The 413-nt window shown below is 38.0% G+C and carries 1 pseudogene; it reads left to right on the forward strand.

Annotation, left to right across the window (positions count from 1 at the left end):
* Positions 1–351, forward strand: a pseudogene (locus D3260_RS17595) (hypothetical protein); the annotation flags it as partial.
* Positions 352–413 lie beyond the last annotated feature (62 nt).

Genomic DNA, 413 nt, shown 5'->3' on the forward strand with positions numbered 1-413 from the left:
GTAATAGCTAGTGTAAGTGGTATTGATGCAAAAACAGTGGGTAATACTTTATTGTATACTACACCTTCTGGAAAGCTTCTTGTAATTACAGGTTATGCAGTGAGATGCGGTTCTGCTACAGCGATTACATCAGGTAGTTCAGCAGGAATAGGTTATCCCGCAGGTACAAACAATATATATGCAGCTCAGGGTATGAGTGCTTTGATAAGTACAACAGACCTATTTGGAATGTCTCTATTAGGTATGTCTAAGATAATACCTGCCAGTACAGGGGTATATTTTAACCTAACCACAGCAGCTACAGGAACTTCACAGACTTTAATTGTAGAGATTTACGGATATTTGATATGAGTAAAGCAATTATAATGAATGGCAATGGTCAACCTGTCATTACTGATATCACTCTTCCAGAC

This window comes from Salinisphaera sp. Q1T1-3, assembly GCF_003602005.1.
Lineage (GTDB): Bacteria > Pseudomonadota > Gammaproteobacteria > Nevskiales > Salinisphaeraceae > Salinisphaera.